General features: G+C 66.2%; 18 protein-coding genes. 9 read left to right on the forward strand and 9 right to left on the reverse strand.

What is annotated here, in order from left to right; translation table 11 throughout:
* Positions 1–29 precede the first annotated feature (29 nt).
* From G6R19_RS03040 to G6R19_RS03055, 4 genes are all read left to right on the forward strand, one after another.
* Positions 30–812, forward strand: a complete 783-nt coding sequence (locus G6R19_RS03040; RefSeq protein WP_163162156.1) for a TIGR00730 family Rossman fold protein — start codon at positions 30–32, stop codon at positions 810–812.
* 31 nt (positions 813–843) lie between these two features.
* Positions 844–1302 (forward strand): DivIVA domain-containing protein, encoded by a 459-nt coding sequence (locus tag G6R19_RS03045; RefSeq protein WP_163162158.1) that lies wholly within the window; start codon positions 844–846, stop codon positions 1300–1302.
* Positions 1299–2546, forward strand: coding sequence for a hypothetical protein (locus tag G6R19_RS03050; RefSeq protein WP_163162160.1), 1248 nt, complete (start codon positions 1299–1301; stop codon positions 2544–2546). The genes G6R19_RS03045 and G6R19_RS03050 overlap by 4 nt, the downstream gene beginning before the upstream one ends.
* 233 nt (positions 2547–2779) lie before the next feature.
* Positions 2780–2947, forward strand: a complete 168-nt coding sequence (locus G6R19_RS03055; RefSeq protein ID WP_009357720.1) for a DUF3117 domain-containing protein — start codon at positions 2780–2782, stop codon at positions 2945–2947.
* A gap of 45 nt (positions 2948–2992) precedes the next feature.
* Here the strand turns inward: G6R19_RS03055 and G6R19_RS03060 are convergent, their stop codons facing one another.
* The gene (locus tag G6R19_RS03060; protein ID WP_163162162.1) at positions 2993–3625 is read right to left on the reverse strand and encodes an O-methyltransferase; all 633 of its coding nucleotides are present in this window, start codon (positions 3623–3625) and stop codon (positions 2993–2995) included.
* Between the two features lie 229 nt (positions 3626–3854).
* Between G6R19_RS03060 and sigE the strand changes: the two genes are divergently transcribed.
* The 3 genes from sigE (at position 3855) to G6R19_RS03075 (ending at position 5817) form a co-directional block, all read left to right on the forward strand.
* Positions 3855–4469, forward strand: coding sequence for an RNA polymerase sigma factor SigE (sigE, locus tag G6R19_RS03065; protein ID WP_163162164.1), 615 nt, complete (start codon positions 3855–3857; stop codon positions 4467–4469).
* 7 nt (positions 4470–4476) lie between these two features.
* A complete protein-coding gene (locus G6R19_RS03070) occupies positions 4477–5337 on the forward strand; it encodes an anti-sigma factor (RefSeq protein ID WP_240341739.1) in 861 nt (286 codons plus the stop codon).
* Positions 5338–5406: 69 nt separating this feature from the next.
* Positions 5407–5817 carry a Sec-independent protein translocase TatB gene (locus tag G6R19_RS03075; RefSeq protein ID WP_163162166.1) on the forward strand — a complete coding sequence of 137 codons (411 nt, stop codon included), beginning with the start codon at positions 5407–5409 and terminating at the stop codon, positions 5815–5817.
* Positions 5818–5850: 33 nt separating this feature from the next.
* Here G6R19_RS03075 and G6R19_RS03080 read toward each other — a convergent pair whose 3' ends face one another.
* The 3 genes from G6R19_RS03080 to G6R19_RS03090 are packed head-to-tail and all read right to left on the reverse strand — an operon-like array spanning position 5851 to position 8958.
* The gene (locus G6R19_RS03080; protein WP_163162889.1) at positions 5851–6981 is read right to left on the reverse strand and encodes an Mrp/NBP35 family ATP-binding protein; all 1131 of its coding nucleotides are present in this window, start codon (positions 6979–6981) and stop codon (positions 5851–5853) included.
* An 11-nt stretch (positions 6982–6992) separates the two neighbouring features.
* Positions 6993–7673 (reverse strand): DUF1003 domain-containing protein, encoded by a 681-nt coding sequence (locus tag G6R19_RS03085; RefSeq protein WP_240341755.1) that lies wholly within the window; start codon positions 7671–7673, stop codon positions 6993–6995.
* A 1-nt stretch (position 7674) separates the two neighbouring features.
* Positions 7675–8958, reverse strand: coding sequence for a CBS domain-containing protein (locus G6R19_RS03090; RefSeq protein ID WP_163162170.1), 1284 nt, complete (start codon positions 8956–8958; stop codon positions 7675–7677).
* A gap of 77 nt (positions 8959–9035) precedes the next feature.
* On the opposite strand from G6R19_RS03090, the gene G6R19_RS03095 reads away from it, so the two are divergent.
* On the forward strand, positions 9036–9974 hold the full coding sequence (locus G6R19_RS03095; RefSeq protein WP_163162172.1) for a general stress protein: 939 nt from the start codon (positions 9036–9038) through the stop codon (positions 9972–9974).
* A gap of 66 nt (positions 9975–10040) precedes the next feature.
* Here G6R19_RS03095 and G6R19_RS03100 read toward each other — a convergent pair whose 3' ends face one another.
* Entirely contained in the window at positions 10041–11621 is a 1581-nt protein-coding gene (locus tag G6R19_RS03100; protein ID WP_163162174.1) for an aminopeptidase P family protein, read from the reverse strand.
* Positions 11622–11700: 79 nt separating this feature from the next.
* Here G6R19_RS03100 and G6R19_RS03105 point away from each other — a divergent pair, with 79 nt between their 5' ends.
* Positions 11701–12549 carry a PHP domain-containing protein gene (locus G6R19_RS03105; RefSeq protein WP_163162176.1) on the forward strand — a complete coding sequence of 283 codons (849 nt, stop codon included), beginning with the start codon at positions 11701–11703 and terminating at the stop codon, positions 12547–12549.
* Positions 12550–12619: 70 nt separating this feature from the next.
* Here the strand turns inward: G6R19_RS03105 and G6R19_RS03110 are convergent, their stop codons facing one another.
* From G6R19_RS03110 to thiE, 4 genes are all read right to left on the reverse strand, one after another.
* Positions 12620–13492, reverse strand: a complete 873-nt coding sequence (locus tag G6R19_RS03110) for a site-specific DNA-methyltransferase (RefSeq protein ID WP_163162178.1) — start codon at positions 13490–13492, stop codon at positions 12620–12622.
* Between the two features lie 8 nt (positions 13493–13500).
* Positions 13501–15216: a DEAD/DEAH box helicase gene (locus G6R19_RS03115; RefSeq protein WP_163162180.1), complete on the reverse strand. Its 1716-nt coding sequence runs from the start codon at positions 15214–15216 to the stop codon at positions 13501–13503.
* Between the two features lie 288 nt (positions 15217–15504).
* Positions 15505–17001, reverse strand: coding sequence for an RNB domain-containing ribonuclease (locus tag G6R19_RS03120; protein ID WP_163162182.1), 1497 nt, complete (start codon positions 16999–17001; stop codon positions 15505–15507).
* 60 nt (positions 17002–17061) lie between these two features.
* A complete protein-coding gene (gene thiE, locus G6R19_RS03125; RefSeq protein WP_163162184.1) occupies positions 17062–17799 on the reverse strand; it encodes a thiamine phosphate synthase in 738 nt (245 codons plus the stop codon).
* Positions 17800–17808: the final 9 nt, after the last annotated feature.

Below are 17808 nucleotides of genomic sequence, written 5' to 3' on the forward strand. Positions count from 1 at the left end.
ACCTCCCGCTGGCAGGTTAGCCTTGGGGAATGAGCATCAGTGCAGATCCGGCCAAAAACTCCCAGCCGCGCCGCAAAGGACCCCTTGAACTACGCCGCAAGCAGGCGTCTGTGGAGATGTCTGACCAGCATTTGCTTGATACCAAAGGCCTTGGCCAGTTCGTGCACACTGATCCATGGCGGGTGCTGAGGATCCAAAGCGAGTTCGTCGAGGGGTTCGGGGCGTTGGCTGACCTCGGCCCGGCAGTGAGCGTCTTCGGTTCAGCCCGGACCAAGCCGGGCAGCCCCTACTACGAGATGGGCGTCGAGGTGGGGCGGAAGCTGGCCGAGGCCGGAGTTGCGGTGATCACCGGAGGCGGACCGGGGTCCATGGAAGCAGCCAACCGCGGCGCCGTTGAAGGCAACGGGGTGTCAGTGGGGCTTGGCATCGAACTCCCGTTTGAGCAGGGCCTCAACCAGTGGGTGGACCTGGGAATCAACTTCCGGTATTTCTTCGCGCGCAAAACGATGTTCGTGAAGTACGCGCAGGGATTCATCGTCCTGCCGGGTGGCCTAGGCACCCTCGACGAGCTCTTCGAAGCCATGGTCCTGGTGCAGACCAGGAAGGTGACGTCCTTCCCGATCGTGCTGCTCGGCGTCGACTTCTGGGGCCCGATGATCGATTGGATCAGGGGCACGCTCGTGGCTGAGGGGATGGTCTCGGAAAAGGACCTGGACCTGATCCAGGTGGTGGATGACCCGGCGGAAGCGGTGGACCGGGTGCTCCACGTGGCCGTCACCCCCTCCCTGAACGGCGAACAGCGCCCGGAATAACAAAGACGGCCACGTCTGGCACGATGGGAGAGTGACTTTTTTTCTGGTCTTCCTTGCTGTGGCCCTGATCGGCGCTGTCCTCTGGGCCGGTGCAGGGGGACGTTCCGGCAAGTCCGGCGGCCGTGCACTGCCTGCCCTGCTGGACGCAGGACTTGACCAGCCTCCCGCTAACCTTCCGCCGGTCCTCCTGCCAGCCAACGCGGCGCCACAGGACGTGGACCGCGTGCGGTTTTCCCTGGGCCTGCGGGGCTACCGGATGGACCAGGTGGACCAGGTACTCGATGAGTTGAGGGACCAGCTTGCGGCAAGCCGGGACGAAGTCGAGGTCCTGAAGGCCAGGCTGGAGGCCATGGAAGAAACAGGGTCCACCGCCGGACCGGCGGCGGAGCCCGCCGCCGGGACAGGTGCGCAGGCTGAACCGCCGGCGGCGGAAACCCTTGGGCATGCGGATGCAGGGACAGGGGCAGGGACCGGGGAGGACCGGGAGTGAGCACTGCCACCCGGCGGGGAACAGGCGTTGCAGCGTCGGTCCAGGCGGTCGCTGTCCGGTTCCGCGCAACCCTCCGCGGCTGGCCCTGGTGGCTCCAGGTCTCGGCCATCTACATCGCGGCAAGGTTTGTTAGCGGCGCGATTTTTATGGCTGCCGCCCTGCACCAAGGGCCCAACCCCTGGTACCCGGCCAAGCCCGACTACTGGAACTTCATCAACATCTGGGACGCGCGCTGGTACGGCAGGGTTATCGCCAACGGTTATCCCGCCACACTTCCGGTCGATGACGCGGGCAATGTCCAGGAAAATACGTGGGCCTTTTATCCCCTGTACCCGTCCCTGGCAGGAGGGCTCAGCAGACTGACGGGGTTGGCCCCTGCTGCTTCACTGACCATTATCGCCATGCTGTCCGGACTGGCTGCCGCGCTGGTGGTCTATACGCTTTTCCGGCATAAGGCAGCACACGGGCCGGCACTGTGGGCGGTGGCGTTCTTCGCCACCTTCCCTGTGTCCGCGGTGCTCCAGGTGCCATATGCCGAACCGTTGTCACTGTTGCTGCTCGCGGCCGCACTGCTGCTGGTAGTCCGGCGGCAGTACCTGTGGGCGATCCCGGTGGTGGTGATGCTGTGCCTCTCGCGTCCGGTGGGCGTTCCATTCGCGGCCATGCTGGGGCTCCTGTTGGTCCACCGGCTGGTGCAGCGCTGGGGCAGCCGCGAACCGGATCCGCACTCCGTCGGGGACCTGGCGGCCCTCACCGCCCTAACGGCAGTGGCAGGCCTCGCGGCGCTGGCATGGCCGGCCGCCGCCTGGGCGGCAACGGGTGACATCCAGGCCTATACCAAGACTGAAACAGTGTGGCGGGGCCAGGATCTGGTCCCGTTCAAGCCCTGGTTCGACACCGGCGTCGACCTCTTCGGCCCGGTGCTCGGATTGGTGGCGCCTTTCGTATTTGTGGCGCTCTTCGGCGCGATGCTGTACCTGCCGCCGGTGGTTCGGCTCGGGGCCGAACTCCGGCTGTGGTGCGCCTGCTACATGGGTTACCTGGTGATGTTCCTCCACCCGCAGACCAGCACTTTCCGTATGCTGCTGCCGCTGTTCCCACTGGCGCTGGGCGCCGCGCTTCTGTCCCGGTCCCGGGCTTACCGCGGAACTGTTGTGGTGATGTTCGTGTTGTTGCAGATCGTGTGGATTGTCTGGCTGTGGGCGTGGGCGCAGTTGCCTGGCGGCGGGGATTATCCACCGTAGAAATACCGGCTTCTGTGCAGGTCAGGGTGCATATTGGGCCCGCCCACAAATGTCCATCGATTAGCTACGGACGGGTAATTCCGCGATAATGGTAGGTAAGCAAGGACAATAAGCATTCAGAATACGCGCAGCCCCGGCGGTGTCCATCCACTCCGCCATGGCAGCTTGATCTACATGCGGACACAGCCCACCCGGGCTGATCAGTCCTGGGACTAAATGGAGGGGAATTCCTCATGGCGGCTATGAAACCACGCACCGGCGACGGCCCAATGGAAGTCACCAAGGAGGGCCGCAGCCTGATCATGCGCGTCCCGCTCGAAGGCGGCGGGCGCCTGGTGGTCGAACTGAATGCAGCCGAAGCGGCCAACCTCAAGGAATGCCTGGTCGGCGTTACCGAATAATTGTGCCGGACAGGGTCCGCAAGCCTTCGGGCTGCGGATCCTGTCTTATTTTTTGACCGCCACGAGCAGGCCGTCGCCGGTGGGAAGCATGGCTGAGGACAGCCTCTCGTCGTCGCGAATGCTCTTCCCCACCTGGCGCAGGACCACCGTGGTGGCCTCGCGGCCCGCAGGGTTGGCTACCTTGTCCTTGTCCAGTGCATCGTTGATGATCAGCAGCCCGGCGGGCTTCAGGAGCCGGATGGCCTGCTCCACATAACCGGGAAGTCCCGGCTTGTCAGCGTCGATGAACACCAGGTCGTACGCGCTGTCCGTGAGGCGCGGCAGGACGTCGCCAGCGCGGCCGGAGATGGTCCGGGTGCGGTTGGCCGGGCTGCCGGCCTCCGAGAAGGCTTCCCGTGCGGCTTTGAGATGTTCCACGTCCACGTCAATGGTGGTGAGGACCGCGTGCGGACCGAGGCCGCGGAGCAGGCAGACACCGGAGACGCCCGCCCCGGTTCCGATTTCGACGGCGGTCTGGGCCTTCGACGCGGCAGCGAGGACCGTGAGGACGGCGCCCACGCCGGGCCCGATGGGGGTCACGCCCAATTCAAAGGAGCGTTCCCGGGCCCGCAGCATGACCTCATCCTCAGCGGGCAGATCTTCTGCATAGGACCAGCTGGTGGACTTGTCGGCGCTCATGGGTTTTCGCTTTCTGGGCGGCAGGGGGAGTGTCCTGTACAGCCTACTGTGTCGTTCGGCAACAGCCGGGAAGGCGGGCTGTTGCGCCCACGGCTGAAGTTACCCGGCAGTCAGGAAATTCCCAGCCAAGTTTGAAATGATTATTATCTGGTCATCCATAGGGTGGTCGGCGCCGAATCAGAGATGTCAACAGTGTCCGGGCGTAAGCATTCCACGAGGGGAGTGGACGATGTCATCATCAGTTGTGGCACCTGTCCCTGCAGCAAACAAGCCGGAGTCCGAGTGGGTGCGACCCACTTGGGAAGAAGTGGTGACCAACCACTCCGCGAAGGTTTACCGGCTGGCTTACCGCCTGACCGGAAACAAGTACGACGCCGAAGACCTCACCCAGGAGGTGTTTGTCCGCGTCTTCCGTTCGCTGGAAAATTTCAAGCCCGGAACGCTGGACGGCTGGCTGCACCGCATCACCACGAACCTCTTCCTGGACCAGGCGCGGCGGAAAACACGCATCCGGTTCGACGCCCTTGCCGAGGACGCCGAGTCGAGGATCCCCGGGCGGGAACCGGGCCCGGAGCAGAGCTTCGAGCTGAACAACCTGGACCTTGATGTGCAGGCCGCCCTTGAGGAACTCCCGCCGGACTTCCGTGCGGCTGTGGTGCTTTGTGATCTTGAAGGCCTGTCCTACGACGAGGTGGCCGAGGCCCTGGGCGTCAAGCTCGGTACGGTGCGCTCCCGCATCCACCGCGGCCGCACCATGCTCCGCGAAAAGCTGGCCCACCGGGACCCGCGTCCGCAGCAGTCCAGGCCCAAGCTGTCGTTGCCGCGCATCGCCGGCATCCTCTGAACGGCACATGAGGCCCCAGTTTCCGCTCAGCCGCAGGCATCAGCGCACCGCGAGCCATATCCAGTCCTGCCATGAATGTGCTTCAGCCCTGCGCCGGGAGCGGCAGTACCTGGAGCGGCTGCGGGATGCGCCGATCCCGCCGGCCAGCGATGACCTGACCGCCCGGCTGCTGGCCAGGACCCAGGAGTTGGCAGCCCGGCCGCCGGCTCCTGCCCCGCATCACCACGCATCCAGGGCAGCGGTCCGGGTGCTCACCATGACGGCGGGAGGCACCGTCGCCGCAGCGGGTGTGCTCGCTGCCGGCGCTTTCGCCGTGGCCGGTGAACCGCTCCAGGCAGATGGTGCTGCAGCCACGCTCTCGCAGGTCTCCGCCCAGACTCCGGCTGACGGCAGGACCCTGAGCGTGGACCGGTTATCGGGCCTGCGCTCGGAAGGCTGGGTATGCCCCGAGCTTGGGGCCATGGGGTTCCACCTCGAGTCGGCGAAAGCCGTGATGTTCGAGGGCCGCCCCGCCGTCGAACTGAAGCTATCCGACGGAACCCACTACGCCACCATCACGGAACGGCATAACCCCGGGGGCGCTGAAGGGGAACCTGGTTCCGGGCAGGCCGGCCCGCCGCTGCAGATCCTGGCGTCCTCGCCATGGTCCGCAACCTATAGGACGCAGGGCCGCACCTTCACCTATGTCTCCGACCTCCCCGCTGAACAGGCCGACGACGCCGTGCCCATCCTGCAGCGCCTCAGCGAACAGGCGGGCGAAGGTGTCGCGGCCGACGCGCTGGAGGAACCTCCTGCGCAGCATCCTGAACCGGTGGCACAACGCCTGCAGCGCGGCGTCAACAAGATCGTGGCCCTTTTTACGCAGTAAAGCGGACAGTTTCCACCGCCCGTGGGCGGGAATCGTCACTGGCAGCCCGGAGAGGGTAATCTTCCTAAAGTGTTTGGAATCAACGGCCCGGAGTTCTTTCTTCTGCTGATCATTGGCGTCCTCGTGATCGGCCCCCAGCGGCTGCCCGAATACACCCAGAAACTGGCCAACCTTGTCAAGGAAGTCCGCCGCATGGCCTCCGGCGCCCGCGAGCAGATCAAGGAAGAAGTGGGAATCGACATCGATGATGTCGACTGGAAGAAGTACGATCCCCGCCAGTACGATCCCCGGCGCATCATCAAAGAGGCGCTCCTGGACGATGACGCCAAGCCCGTCAGCGCCGGTGCGCCTGCCGCCGTTGCGGCTGTCTCCGGCGCCGCCGCCGTCGCGGTGGCTGATGCCGCTCCGAAGCGGCCCGAGAGGGTGCTTCAGTCTCTTCCGCCAGGCGAAGCTGCCCCCTTCGATACGGAAGCCACCTAGCCACCCCGAGGCGGGGAGGCCTTGGCAGGAAACTCAGCGGGGCTGCAGCCCCAGCTTCATGCCCGCCAAACCCCGGGGTTTTGCTGCCAGCCTTCCAGCGATGTCCGAGAGCGCTTGTGCCGCCGGCGTTCCGGCCTGGCCGAGGACGATGGGTACTCCCGTGTCGCCGCCCTCGCGCAGTTGGATGTCCAGCGGGATCTGCCCCAGCAGCGGCACGTCGGCGCCCACAGTGGCTGTCAGCCGTTCAGCAAGGACCGCCCCGCCGCCGCTTCCAAACAGCTCCATCCTGCCGCCGTCGGGCATTTCCAGGTAGGACATGTTCTCGATAACCCCGGCCACGGACTGCCCCGTCTGGGTGGCGATGGCGCCCGCCCTCTCGGCGACGTCGGCCGCGGCCGCCTGCGGCGTGGTAACCACCAGGATCTCCGCCTTGGGGAGCAGCTGCGCGACGGAGATGGCGATGTCTCCGGTGCCGGGCGGCAGGTCCAGGAACAGGGCGTCCAGGTCGCCGAAGTAGACATCCGTCAGGAACTGCTCAAGGGCCCGGTGCAGCATGGGTCCGCGCCACGCCACAGGCTGGTTGCCGCTCACGAACATCCCGATGGAGATCACTTTCACGCCGTATGCAACCGGGGGAAGGATCATGTCGTCCACCCGCGTGGGCGCCTGGCTGATGCCCATCAGGCCGGGAACCGAGAAGCCATAGACGTCGGCGTCCACGATTCCCACGCGCAGCCCTTGTGCGGCGAGGGCGCAGGCAAGGTTGACAGTCACGGAGGACTTTCCCACCCCGCCCTTGCCGCTGGCCACCGCGTAGACCCTGGTAAGGGAGCCGGGCTCGTTGAACGGGATGCCGCGCTGGCCGCCGGCCCCGCGGAGCAGCTCTTTGAGGGCATCACGTTGCTCCTGCGTCATCACCTTCAGTTCGACGTCGACGGCGGCCACTCCCGGAACTGCCAGCAGCGCCTTCGTCGCATCGGCTGTGATGGTGTCCCGGAGCGGGCAGCCGGCGATGGTGAGCAGGACAACCAGGCTGGCCCTGCCGTCGTCGGAAACATTAATGGACTCCACCATGCCCAACTCAGTGATGGGACGGCGGAGCTCGGGGTCGATGACCGTGGCCAGGGCGGCATTGACTGCCCCGGCCAGCGAGGTGTTATTGATGGGTGCGCTCCTTAGCGGTCCTGGGTGGAATGCCCGGGCTTCACCCGGGGAATCTGTTGGGTGCGGGGGTTCCGCTGCCGGTCACGCTGTTCCTTGAGTTTCTCCCGCACCTTGTCGCGCGGGGACTCATGTTGCCCCTGCCCCGACGGATCATGCGTCCGGAGCTCTTCCTGGGCTTCCAGCATGTCTTCCAACAGGGAGCGCAGCTCGGCGCGGACGTAGTCGCGCGTTGCCACCTCGCGCAGCGCGATCCGCAACGATGCCAGTTCCCGGGTCAGGTATTCGGTATCGGACAGGTTGCGTTCAGCACGCTGGCGGTCCTGCTGGAGGGAGACGCGGTCACGGTCGTCCTGGCGGTTCTGGGCCAGCAGCAGCAGCGGTGCCGCATAGGACGCCTGCAGGGACAGCATCAGGGTCAGCAGGGTGAAACCGAGGTCCCGGGAGTCGAACTGCCAAGCCAGCGGTGCCCAGGTGTTCCAGGCCAGCCAGACGACGACGAAGACCGTCATGTAGACGAGGAACTGCGGCGTACCCATGAAACGGGCGAAGCCTTCGGTGGCGTGGCCGAAGGCATCCGGATCAGGGGAGAACTTTGGCAGGATCCGCTGGCGGCCGCTCAGCGGCGTGTCCAGGCTGCCCTTCGCCGCCGCCTTGGCGGGGGTCCGCAGGTTGGGGTTCTTGGGAGCACCAATGTCAGCCAATGCGGCCACCGAGCCTTCTTATCGGGGCTTCGCCGTCATGGGCTCGCCAGTCGTCCGGCAACAGATGATCCAGAACGTCATCAACAGTCACCGCCCCCACAAGCCGGCCGGCGTCGTTGACCACCGGAAGGGAGTTCAGGTTATAGGTAGCCAGGGTCCGTGCCACTTCGCTGATGTGGGCCTGGTCGGACAGCGGCTCAAGGTTCTTGTCCACCAGGTTTCCGAGCGGCTCGAACGGCGGGTATCGAAGCAACTGCTGGATGTGGACCACGCCCAGGAAGCGCCCGGTAGGCGTCTCCAGCGGAGGCCTGGTAATAAAAATGGACGAGGCGAGGGCAGGGGAGAGCTCCTCCCGCCGCACGTGCGCCAGCGCTTCGGCCACGGTGGCTTCAGGCGGCAGGATGACCGGGACCGGCGTCATGAGGCCGCCGGCAGTGTCCTCGTCGTATTCCAGCAGGCGCCGAACGTCCTCTGCACCCTCGGGCTCCATCAGCTGGAGCAGTTCCTCCGCCTGGGCCGAGGGGAGCTCGCCGAGGAGGTCGGCGGCGTCGTCGGGGTCCATTTCCTCCAGGACATCGGCGGCGCGCTGGACGTCGAGGGCGGAGAGGATCTCCACCTGGTCATCCTCCGGCATCTCCTGGAGGACGTCAGCCAGGCGCTCGTCCTGCAGCTCACTGGCCACTTCGAAGCGGCGCTTGTCGCTCATCTCCTGGAGAGCTTCGGCGAAGTCCGCGGGCTTGAGGTCTTCGTGGTTCGCCACGAACTGGGTGGCGGCCTGGGGCTCGGTGCGGGGCCCCTGCAGGGCGTCAGCCCAGTCGATGATGAGGGTCTCGTTCCGGCGCAGCCGGCTCAGCGGCGAGAGGGAATGGCCCCGCCGGACAAAAAGCTTGCTGACGAACCAGTCGCGGGAGCGGTGTTGGTCCATGGCGATGTCTTCGATGGTGGCGTCGCCGCTGCCGTCCCGGAGGGTGACACGGCGGTCGAACATCTCCGCCACCACCAGGGTTTCGGCGCCGCGCTGCTCGAAGCGGCGCAGGTTGACCAGGCCGGTGCAGATGATCTGGGTCTGGTCGATGGAGGTGATCCGCGTCATGGGCACGAAGACCCGTTTCTTTCCGGGAACCTCCACCACGATGCCCACCACGTGCGGGGCACCCTGGGTGCCGCGGGAGAGCACAACAACATCGCGCAGCCGGCCCAGCCGGTCGCCCAGTGGGTCGAAGACGTCCAGGCCCAGTAGGCGCGCCACGAAGACGCGGGTAGGAGTTGTACTCACTCCTACAGGCTACCGAGTCTGCTCTCTTTTAGCTGAATTTACAGGCAGCACACATAGTCATGGGCAAGAATGGGACTATGGCAAACATTTTTGGCGCTCCCAAGGCTGGCGGGCCCAACGGCGTGGACGAAGCCCGCGCGGTTCCCACCGGCGACACTGTCGGCTCCTACACGTCCTACCTGGACGCCCAGAAGGCTGTGGACTACCTCGCGGACCAGCAGTTCCCGGTCCACATGGTATCCATCGTGGGCAATGAACTGAAGATGGTGGAGCGGGTCACGGGGCGCCTGAGCTACCCGCGCGTGGCCCTGTCCGGGGCGCTGAGCGGCATGTGGTTCGGCCTTTTCGTGGGCGTGATGCTCTCCTTCTTTGCGCCTTCACCGGGGTACTTCTCCATCCTGGCATCCGTACTGATGGGCGCGGCCTTCTTTATGCTCTTCGGCATTGTCACCTACGCCATGCAGCGCGGGAAGCGGGACTTTACGTCCACCAGCCAGGTGGTGGCCACCAGCTATGACGTCGTCGTCTCGCCGGAGGCTGCGCACGAGGCGCGCCGGTTGCTGCAGCAGCTGCCGATGACCCGCTCGGATGCCGCCGCGGGCAATGGCCCCTACACGCAGCGGGACTACCAGAACCAGCCCTACCAGCAGCCCGGCCAGGGCCCTGCCCGCCCCTCCGGCTGGAACGATCCGTACGGCCAGTCTGCCGGCAACCAGGTGCAGGAAAACCCCGCCTACGGCGCGCCGGCCGGGCAACAGGCCGACGCCGGCGCGCAGCAGCAGCCCGCGCCGTCCCCGGCGCGCGCAGTGCGGTACCCCGACCTCCCCGATGGCCGGCCCCAGTACGGCGTCCGGGTTCCCCAGGGTCCTGAAGCCGGGGCCGGCGAGGCCGCGGGCGAGCAGCAAACGCCGGCACAGCAATCTGCAGGACAGCCCGGCGACGGGCAGCCGGCCGGCCAGCGGCCCGTGGATCGGCGCCCTGGTGACGATCAGCGCCCGGACGACTCCCGGCAGTAGCCGGGGCAGAAAAGCACAAAAAAATCGGGGCCACCGGAATTCCGGCGGCCCCGATTTTTTGTGTGTTTAGTTGGCACCCTCGGCTTCGCGGTAGATGCCTGCCATCCAGTTCTCCACATCATCCGCCTTGCGCGGCAGCGCGGCACTGAGGTTCACGGGACCCTCTGCGGTCATCAGGATGTCATCCTCGATCCGCACGCCGATCCCGCGGTATTCCGCCGGGATGGCAAGGTCCTCTTCCTTGAAGTACAGGCCCGGTTCGATGGTGAACACCATGCCCGCGGTGAGGATGCCGTCCAGGTACAGCTCGCGTTTGGCCTGTGCGCAGTCGTGCACATCGAGTCCCAGGTGGTGGCTGGTCCCGTGCGGCATCCAGCGGCGGTGCTGCTGGCCCTCCGGGCTGATGGCCTCTTCGACGCTGACGGGCAGGAGGCCCCATTCGGCCAGGCGCTCCGCGAGGACGGTGGTGGCGGCGGTGTGGATGTCACGGAAGCGGGTGCCCGGCTGCGCCGCGGCGAACCCGGCGTCTGCGGCGTCCAGCACAGCCTCGTACACCTTGCGCTGGATTTCCGAGAACACTCCCGTGGCCGGCAGGGTGCGGGTGATGTCAGCGGTGTACAGCGAGTCTGCTTCCACACCGGCGTCCAGCAGCAGGAGCTCCCCGGCGTTGATCTTTCCGGTGTTGCGGGTCCAATGCAGGACGGTGGCGTTGTTGCCCGAGGCCGCGATGGTGTCGTAGCCCAACTCGTTGCCCACCTCGCGGGCCCGGGCGAAGAATGCACCCTCCACAACACGCTCACCGCGGGCATGCGTCAATGCCCGGGGGAGGGCCTTCACCACCTCTTCGAAACCTTCCACGGTGGCGGCGACTGCGAGCTTCATCTGCTCGATTTCCCACTCATCCTTGAGCAGGCGAAGCTCGGAGAGGGCTTCGCTGAGCTTTTCGTCGAGCGCGTCCAGGACAGCGAGGTCCAGGTTGTCAGGGTCTTTCGCCGTGTTGTAGCGGGCCGTGTCCACAAGGGCGTCGATGTTTTCGTCCACCTTACGCACCAGGCGGATGGAGATGCCGCCGATTTCAGGGGCGCCCACGTCCTTGGTGATGGCAGTCTCGAGCTGGTCGATGTGCGCCGTGGCCAGGCCCAGGCGGGCCTCGAACTCGGCCAGCGTGGGACGGGCACCAATCCAGAACTCGCCGGAGCGTGAATCGGCGTAGAACTGTTCGGTATCGCGCCCGGCGAGCGGCCGGAAGTAGAGCGTGGCGCGGTGGTTGCCGCCGTCGTCGCCCTTTCCTTCGTCGACGGGCTCCAGGATCAGGACGGCGTCCGGCTCGTGGTCAAGGCCAAGCCCGGTGAGGTGCGCAAAGCCCGAGTGCGGGCGGAAGCGGTAGTCGCAGTCGTTGGATCGGACCTTCAGCGGGCCGGCCGGGATGACCAGGCGTTCGCCTTTGAACTGGTCCGAGATGGCCTGGCGCCGGGTTGCGGCGTGGCTGGCAACGGCGTCGCGCGCCGGGAGGTCCTGGCTGGACGGCGCCCAGTTGCTGGCCATAAAGGCCTTGAAGGCATCGGAACTGGGCCGCTGGGAGCGGTTGTTGACGCGCTCTTCCAAGGGCTGGGAAGCAGAATCTGGGGTGTTATCGGCATCGTTCACGGCACCATCGTCTCACCAGCACGAAGCCTTGTGCGAATAGCGCATGAACGGGAGATGCGCGGTCTACTAGGCTGGGAAGGTGAGGATTGACCTGCATGCCCACTCCAACGTCTCCGACGGCACGGAAAAGCCCGCCGACGTGATGGCGTCCGCCGCCCGCGCCGGGCTGGACGTGGTGGCGCTGACCGACCACGATTCCACCGCAGGCTGGGTGGAAGCCTCCGCTGCGGCAGTGGAGCACGGCGTTGCACTGGTGCCCGGCATGGAAGTCTCATGCCGGACAGAACAGGGAATCAGTGTCCACCTCCTGAGCTACCTGCACGACCCCGAACATGCCGGCCTCCTGGAGGAGATCACCAAGGCCAAGGATGCCCGGCACACCCGCGCCGAGCGGATGGTCACCCTCCTCGCCGAGGATTACCCGCTCACCTGGGACGACGTCATCCACCACGTGGCCCCGGGAGCCACTCTTGGGCGTCCGCATATCGCCGACGCGCTGGTGGCCGCCGGTGTGGTGGAGGACCGGTCGGAGGCGTTCGCGTCCATCCTCACCTCCCGGTCCCGCTACTTCATCCAGCATTACGCGCCGGACCCCGCCACCGCCGTCGAACTGGTCCGCGCGGCAGGAGGCGTGCCCGTGTTTGCCCATCCGGTGGCCTCCTCGCGGGGCCGCATTGTGGGGGAGCGCGTCTACCAGGAAATGATCGACGCCGGACTGGCCGGCCTGGAGATCGACCACCGCGACAATCCGGAGGAGGGCCGGAACTTCCTGCGCCGGCTCGCCGCGAAGCATGACCTGCTGATCACCGGCTCGTCCGACTACCACGGCACCGGCAAACCCAACCTGCTGGGGGAAAACCTGACGGGGCCGGACGTCCTGGCCCGGATTGAGGACATGGCCACCGGGACCGCCGTCGTCCGTCCTTAGCTGCGGCCGCCCTCCCAACTGGGTAGCGCCAAGTGTCGTTTTCGAGCGTCAAAACGACATTTAGCGCTACTTACTTGGGAGGGAAAGAGGTGAACTCGGCGTGGGCACCCAGGCGCTTTGCCATGATGTCGATGGCCGGCTGGTTCTGGTCCACGCACACGAACTTCCGGCCGAGCTTCGCCGAGACGGCGCCGAGCGTGCCGGAGCCCGCAAAGAAGTCCAGGCACCAATCCCCGGGCCGGCTTGACGCAGCCACGACGCGCCGGACAAGCCCTTCGGGCTTTTGGGTGGGATAGCCGGTCTTTTCCTTGCCCGTGGGGGAGACGATGGTGTGCCACCAGACGTCGGTGGGCAGCTTGCCCAGTTCGCGCTTGGCGGGCGTCACCAGCCCGGGCGCCATGTAGGGTTCCCGGTCCACCTCGGCGCTGTTGAAGTGGTATTTGGCCGGGTTCTTTACGTAGACCAGGATGTTGTCGTGCTTGGTGGGCCAGCGGTTCTTGGCCCGCGCGCCGTAGTCATAGGCCCAAATGATCTCGTTCAGGAAGCACTCACGGCCGAAGATGGCGTCCAGCATGACCTTGGCATAGTGCACTTCGCGGTAGTCCAGGTGCAGGTACAGGGTGCCGTCCTCGGCCAGCAGGCGCCAGGCCTCGACGAGCCGTGGTTCCAGGAAGGACCAGTAGTCGCTGAAGGCGTCGTCGTAGCGGTGCAGCGCTCCCTTGATGGTGTCGTAGGAGCGCCCTTTGAAACCTACGCGGTCGCCTGTGCCGTCGGCGTTGGCCACCATGGTGGTCTGCTGGCGCAGCTGCGGCCTGCCGGTGTTGAACGGCGGATCCACGTATATCAGTGTGAAGGCGCCGTCCGGCAGCGAGGGGAGGAACTCCGCGTTGTCCGCGTGTACCACCAGGTTGCTGCCGTCCGGCGCCCAGACAGTTTCAGTCATTGAGGGGGTTAGGCCTCGGTGCTGCCAGGCTGTGCCGATGTGTCTCTGCCGGCCACTACCTCGCCGTTGCGGCGGCGGGTGCGCGTACGGGAGCGGCGGACACGGGAGGGCTGCTCGCCCTCTGATGCGGGTGAGGCCGCGGCGGGGGATTCGGCGGCAGCTGTGGGGGCTGCAGCGGAATCGGACGTACGACGGCGGCGCTCCCCCGTGCGGGCTGCAGAGTCACCGCTGCTGCGGCTGTCGTCGCGGTTTCCGCCCCTGCCGTCGCGGCCCCGGCTGCTGCGCTCCCGGCCGTCGCGTTCGCGCGAGGGGCCGCTGTCACGGCCGCCCCGGCTGTTCTTCTTGCCGGTTTCGCCCAGGTCTTCAAGCACCTCGGCGTCGACGCCGGCAAGGACGCGCTTGTCACGCGGGAGGCGGCCCTTGGTGCCTTCCGGGATGTCCAGGTCCTCGTAGAGGTGCGGCGAGGACGAATAGGTTTCGATGGGCTCCGGCACGCTCAGGCCCAGAGCCTTGTTGATGAGGCTCCAGCGCGGCATGTCATCCCAGTCCACGAAGGTCACCGCGGTGCCCTTGTTGCCGGCACGGCCGGTGCGGCCCACGCGGTGCAGGTAGATCTTCTCGTCTTCCACGCACTGGTAGTTGATGACGTGGGTGACGTCATCAACGTCAATGCCGCGCGCGGCGACGTCGGTGGCCACCAGGACGTCCACCTTGTTATTGCGGAAGGCACGCAGTGCCTGTTCACGGGCGCCCTGGCCCAGGTCGCCGTGGATGGCGGCAGCTGCGAAGCCGCGGTCCACAAGCTCCTCGGCCACCTTGGCGGCGGTGCGCTTGGTCTTTGTGAAGATGATGGTGCGGCCGCGGCCACGCGCCTGGAGGATGCGGGCCACAACTTCGGTTTTGTCCATGCTGTGGGCACGGTAGATCAGCTGCCGGATATCGCGCTTGGTGAGGCCCTCGTCATCGGGATCTGCGGCGCGGATGTGCGTGGGCTGCGTCATGTAGCGGCGGGCCATCGCAATGACGGGCCCGGGCATGGTGGCGGAGAACAGCAGGGTCTGGCGTACTGGCGGCGTACCGGCAATGAGGGTTTCGACGTCCGGCAGGAAGCCGAGGTCCAGCATCTCGTCAGCTTCGTCCAGGATGACGATTTTGACGTTCTTCAGGCTCAGGTGCTTCTGCTTGTAAAGGTCGATGAGGCGGCCGGGAGTTCCCACCACGATCTCCACGCCCTTCTTCAGCGCCTCCACCTGCGGCTCGTAGGCACGGCCGCCGTAGATGGTGGTGATGCGGGCGTTGCGTTTGCGGGACGCCGTCTGCAGGTCATTGGCCACCTGCACGGCGAGTTCGCGCGTAGGGACGATGACCAGGGCCTGCGGGGCGCCGGGAACCGGGAGCTTGTCGTAGCCGGGGTCGTCCTGGCCCACCACCCGCTGGAGGGCGGGGATGCCGAAACCGAGCGTCTTGCCCGTACCGGTCTTGGCCTGGCCGATGATGTCGTGGCCGGACAGGGCCACCGGCAGGGTCATGGCCTGGATGGGGAAGGGGTGGGTGATCCCGGCGTCGGCCAGGGATTCCACGATATCGGCCCGGACGTTGTAGTCCGCGAAGGACTTCTCCGCGATTTCGTGGGGCTTCTCGTCCGAGATAATGGTTTCTTCCGGCTCGATGGTCTCGGTGCCGGTCTCGTCGGTCAGAAGCTGGTGGGTATGCAATTCACTCACTGTGGAGTTTCCTTATTCATTTGGGCAGTGGCGCTGCCTGCTCAACGGGCCGGCCAAAGGCTGTTCCGGAGCACGCTCGGGCGCACAAGCAATTCCAGTGGAAGCCGATCGCGGGCTATCTAAATGCTGGCACTGGTGACCAGCGGGTGTATCTCAAGATCGCGTAGGGGCGGGCTTGTTGGTTTCAAATCAAGGAAATCAACGACCGGGCATCCATATCTACCTCTTCAGTCTAGCCGCAGGCGGCCCAAATCCCGGCTTTCGCGGCCGGGTGGCCCTTTTGCGGCACTATTGAACAAGTTCGAAATGGACTTCCCGCGTCACGATATCGGAGGAGACCAGGCGGACCCGGACCTTGGTTCCGGACACCAGTTCCCCGGAGCAGCGGGCGGTCGCAGCGGGGTCTGCAATCTGGATGATTCCCGAACCGCCGTTCCCGTTCTTGCCGTTCCCGTTGCCGTTCTTGCCGTTGCCGTTCTTTCCGTTGCCGTTTTGCGGCTTGGACCCCGAAATGACGATTGCGTCGAATTCCTGCCCGATGTGGTTAACCAGCAAGGCAGCCTCCACGGTGTCCAGGGCCATGCGCTCCATCCGTGATGCCAGCTGGTCGGAGCCTGCCATGATCTCGGGCAGGGACTGAAGCGCCTCCCGTGCCCAGGCCGGTACATTGCCGCCGTTGCACAACGCCTCGCAGATCACCAGGACAAAGCGGTCCACGAGGCGGCGCAGGGGAGCGGTGGTATGGGCATAGGCGGCGCCAATGGCGGACTGGACTGCGTCCTCCGGGACGGAACCGTCAAAAGCCGTATAGGCGGCGCCGCGGAACAGCATGCCGGCAGAGTGCAGAATGGCAAGCTGGCGGGGATCGGTGGAGTCGAGGCTGCGCAGGTATTCGCCGTAGCTGATTTCGCCGTCCCAGGGCTTGCCAAGGGCCTCTGTCTGCAGCCGGAAATGGTGCAGGGAGCGCTCGTCCGGGGATGGCATGGTGCGCAGGATGCCCACCTTCCCCGCCAGCATCAGGCGCGCCGCTGCCATTCCGGTCATAAGGGATATCTGCGCGTTCCAGTCCTCCACCGGAAGCTGGGGAGCGGCGGCAATCCGGTAGCCGCCGTCGGGAAGCTGGACAATCTCCTGTTCCGGCATGTTCAGGCTGGCGCCGCCGCGGGCCCGTTCCAGCTCCACGCGCTTGAGCCCCACTTCCTTAAGGAGCTGCAGCACAGGGGAGGCGGTACCGGCGTCGAGCTCCGCCTGCACGCCTTTATAGCTGAGCTTCGCGCGGCTGCGCATCCGGGCCCGCTTTACGGCCACGGACGTCACCTCGGCGGCGCTGTCCAGGCGGAAGTCCCAGACGAACGCAGAGCAGTCCTGCCCGGGAAGGAGGCTCCCGGCCTGTTCACTGATGACTTCCGGATGCAGCGGGATCCGACCGTCGGGGGCATAGAACGTCTGGCCCCGGCGGCGTGTTTCCGCGTCCAGGGGCCCGCCGGGGGCCACAAATGCGGGCACATCGGCGATGGCGTACAGCACGTGGTAGCCGTCGCCGTCGGCCTCAATAAACAGCGCCTGGTCCAGGTCAGTTGACGACGCCGGATCGATGGTGATGAATTCGACGCCGGTGAGGTCGTAGCCAGGGAGCTGCAGGGATTCGACTGCCGCTTTCGCGTCAGCCACCGCCTCCTCGGGGTAGGCGCCCGGCAGCTCCAGCTCGGTCCGCAGGGCACTCAGCGCTTCCTCAAGCGCGTTGTTGTGCTCGTGGACGTTGGGGGCCAGCCGATGGTGTGACACGAAAATCAGCCTAGCCGGAATCGGCGCCATAATGCAGGCATCCGGCCCGGAGCGGCGTTGTCAGGAGTTGGGCGCATCCAGGGCGGCGAGCAGTGCAGCGGCGGCGGCTGCGGGATCGCCCGCTTCCGTAATGGCCCGGACCACCACAATCCTGCGTGCGCCTGCGTCCACCACCTGCTCCACGTTGCCGTGGTCAATGCCGCCGATCGCGAACCAGGGAACACCGCCGTCGGACTGTCCCTCCTGCTCAGCCGGCCGGGTAGCTTCGGCAGCATACTTCACCAGCTCCAGTCCCACCGCTGCCCGCCCCGGTTTGGTGGGCGTTGACCACACCGGTCCCACGCAGAAGTAGTCCAGCCCGGCGGGGCGGGCGGCCGCACCGAGCGCCGCGTCCACCTGGGCCGGGGTGTGGCTGGACAGGCCGATGGCGGCGTTGCCGTTGAGCAGGGTGCGTGCAGCGTCCAGGGGCAGGTCCTTTTGGCCGATGTGGAAGACGGGTGCCCCGGACAGCACCGCGATGTCGGCACGGTCGTTGACAGCCCAGAGGCGGCCATGCCGCTCTGCCGCTTCCTTGAGCACCGCCAGGAGTTCGAGCTCCTCTGCTGCTTCAATGGTCTTGTCGCGCAACTGGATGATGTCCACCCCGCCGGCGAACGCTGCGTCCACGAACTGGTCGAAGTCGCCGCGGTCCCTCCGGGCGTCGGTGCAGAGGTAGAGGCGGGCGGCGTTGACGCCGTTGCTGATCTTGGCGCTGCTGAGGACGTCGGTGCCGGCGGCAGGGGTGTGGGACACATTCATGGGGGAAAG

Source organism: Arthrobacter sp. Alg241-R88 (assembly GCF_900537115.1).
GTDB lineage: Bacteria > Actinomycetota > Actinomycetes > Actinomycetales > Micrococcaceae > Arthrobacter.

What these genes read in the sequence shown, in the direction of transcription:
- G6R19_RS03070 (WP_240341739.1), top strand. Translation starts at nt 4,477, where the DNA reads ATGAGGCCCCAGTTTCCGCTCAGCCGCAGGCATCAGCGCACCGCGAGC.
- G6R19_RS03055 (WP_009357720.1), top strand. Translation starts at nt 2,780, where the DNA reads ATGGCGGCTATGAAACCACGCACCGGCGACGGCCCAATGGAAGTCACC.
- G6R19_RS03040 (WP_163162156.1), top strand. Translation starts at nt 30, where the DNA reads ATGAGCATCAGTGCAGATCCGGCCAAAAACTCCCAGCCGCGCCGCAAA.
- sigE (WP_163162164.1), top strand. Translation starts at nt 3,855, where the DNA reads ATGTCATCATCAGTTGTGGCACCTGTCCCTGCAGCAAACAAGCCGGAG.
- G6R19_RS03110 (WP_163162178.1), bottom strand. Translation starts at nt 13,492, where the DNA reads ATGACTGAAACTGTCTGGGCGCCGGACGGCAGCAACCTGGTGGTACAC.
- thiE (WP_163162184.1), bottom strand. Translation starts at nt 17,799, where the DNA reads ATGAATGTGTCCCACACCCCTGCCGCCGGCACCGACGTCCTCAGCAGC.
- G6R19_RS03095 (WP_163162172.1), top strand. Translation starts at nt 9,036, where the DNA reads ATGGCAAACATTTTTGGCGCTCCCAAGGCTGGCGGGCCCAACGGCGTG.
- G6R19_RS03060 (WP_163162162.1), bottom strand. Translation starts at nt 3,625, where the DNA reads ATGAGCGCCGACAAGTCCACCAGCTGGTCCTATGCAGAAGATCTGCCC.